Consider the following 2,042-nt stretch of genomic DNA (forward strand, 5'->3'; position numbering starts at 1 on the left):
CGGAGGTCCTCGTCGCTGTGCAGGGGCACGATGTCACCGGCGGCGATCGCGGGGGCGAAGAGGGGGACGATCCACTCGTCCCACTGCCAGGGGTGGACCGGCAGGAACAGATAGGCCTCGGGATCGAGCCCCCGGGTACGCAGGACGCCGGCGAAGGACTCCCGGACGTCCGCGTCGAGTTCGCGGGAGTAGAGGGCTCCGGGGGTGGCGAGGCGGGCCACTCCCCGGTAGCGGGATATGCGGGTGCTGACGGCGATCCAGGGCAGTCTGGTGGCCGTCCGGGCCTCCGGGGTGAACCGGGCGGCGTCGGTGGCGGAGAAGCCGAGCCGTCCCTTGTTCGCCACCAGCCACGGATGGCCGGTCTGGTGCCCCTCCAGTTCGGCGTACGGGAGGTCCGCCAGCCGGTCCGCGCCGAGCGCCGTGTGTTCGAGCCGGGCGTCGGCGGCCAGGGTGGCGGTGAGTTCGCGTACGAGGTGGCCGAGGGTGGCGCCGTCGAGTCCGAGCAGCCGGCGGGTCCGGGCGAGGAAGCCGAGCGGGTCACGGAACGGTGTGCGGCCGCCGTGCGCTCCGGCGGCGCCGACCGCCGTGTCCGCCCCGGCGGTCACCTCGATCGAGTCGGGGTCGACGCGCCAGCTGCCGTACACACCGCGCCGGGCCCGGAAGTGCAGGGTCGCGCCGTCGTCGAGGGGCAGGGTGTGGTGCCCAGGGCCGCCCGGTCCGCCCTCGGGCCCCGGTGCGGGCACGACGATCTCCTCGTAGGCGAACTCTCCGAGCATCTTCGCGAGCAGCCGTGCCGACACCCGGTCCCAGACCGCCCCGGTCAGTTCCGGGGTGCCGTGTGCGGGGAACGGTTCGGCCGAGTCGTGGGGCGCAGGGTATGTCGGCACGGGGACACCTCCGGGTGGGACCGATGGGGTTCGAGCGGGACGGGTATGAGGGTGTGCGGGTCACAGCTGTGCACGGTGGGCTCGCTCTCTGAGCATCAGGGCGGCTCGTTTGCCGGGCAGTTCGACCTCCGCGGAGAAGCGGAATCCGGCGCCGAGGAAGGCGGCGACGGACGGGGTGTTGCGCAGGTCCGGCTCCGCGACGACGCGGGCGCAGTGCGGGCGGTTGTCGAGTACGAGGTCGCAGACGGCCCTCAGCAGCACGGTGCCGATGCCCCGGCCCCGGTTGGCGACGCCTCCGACGAGCAGGTGGACGCCGATGTCGTGGGGCCGGGCCGGGTAGTGGCGGGCCAGCGGGTCCAGGTCGGCGCGGTAGACCTCCCAGTAGCTCATCGGCCTGCCGCCCAGGACGCCGAGGCAGGGGATGCTCCGGCCGTCCCCGTCGAGCTGTCGCCTCAGGTGGTCGGCGGTGACGGACTCGGGACCGGCGAGCTCCCAGAAGGCCGCCACCGCGGGGTCGTTCATCCAGCGGGTGAGCACACCCAGGTCGCGTCCGAGCTCGACCGGGACGAGCCGGAACTCCCCGGCGGACGTGGTGACCGGGCGCCACTCCGCCGGGTCGCCGACGAGGTCGGAGGCGGCGTGGCGCACGTCGGCCGGTCTCGGCCCGTCACCCAGGACGGCGAGCAGCTCCTCGGTGAGGCGCATTTCCAGGGTGTCTTCGCCCCCCGCGCCACCGCCTGGTTCCGCTCCGGCGGCCTCGGGACGGGCATCGGCCTGGTGCACCGTGACGCTCTCCTCTCGTGGGATCGGCCGGCTCGGCCTCAGGCGCGGAGCGGGTTGGTGATGGTGACGTAGACGGACTGGGTGTCGACCGGGCCGACCAGTTCGTCGAGACCGTGCAGCCTGGTCAGCATGTTCGCCTTGCACCGCAGGTGGCCGGTGGCGAGCAGGTACCCGGGCAGCGACGAGCCCAGCGCCGCGGCCTCCTGGAGGAATCCGCGCAGCACGGCGAGGAGCACCTGCTCGTCCGCCAGCCGTTGGGAGCCGAAGGCCCCGACGAGCCCGAAGACGTTGTTGATGCCGAGGTAGTAGGCGATCCGCTCGTCGGTGACGGCGTCCGTGACGAAGGTGTCGCTGACGGAGCCGATACCCGGG

The 2,042-nt window shown here is 73.3% G+C and carries 2 protein-coding genes and 1 pseudogene; all 3 read right to left on the reverse strand.

Features of this window, described 5'->3' with window-relative positions; all coding sequences use genetic code 11:
* Positions 1-887 (reverse strand): annotated as a pseudogene (locus IH13_RS0102685) (IucA/IucC family protein); the annotation flags it as partial.
* Positions 888-947: 60 nt separating this feature from the next.
* Positions 948-1,670: a GNAT family N-acetyltransferase gene (locus IH13_RS0102690; RefSeq protein ID WP_031080722.1), complete on the reverse strand. Its 723-nt coding sequence runs from the start codon at positions 1,668-1,670 to the stop codon at positions 948-950.
* A gap of 38 nt (positions 1,671-1,708) precedes the next feature.
* The coding region (locus IH13_RS0102695) for a ferric iron reductase (protein ID WP_031080724.1) at positions 1,709-2,042 on the reverse strand (334 nt) is incomplete at its 5' end.

The sequence above is a fragment of the Streptomyces sp. NRRL WC-3549 genome (assembly GCF_000721935.1).
Classification (GTDB): domain Bacteria; phylum Actinomycetota; class Actinomycetes; order Streptomycetales; family Streptomycetaceae; genus Streptomyces.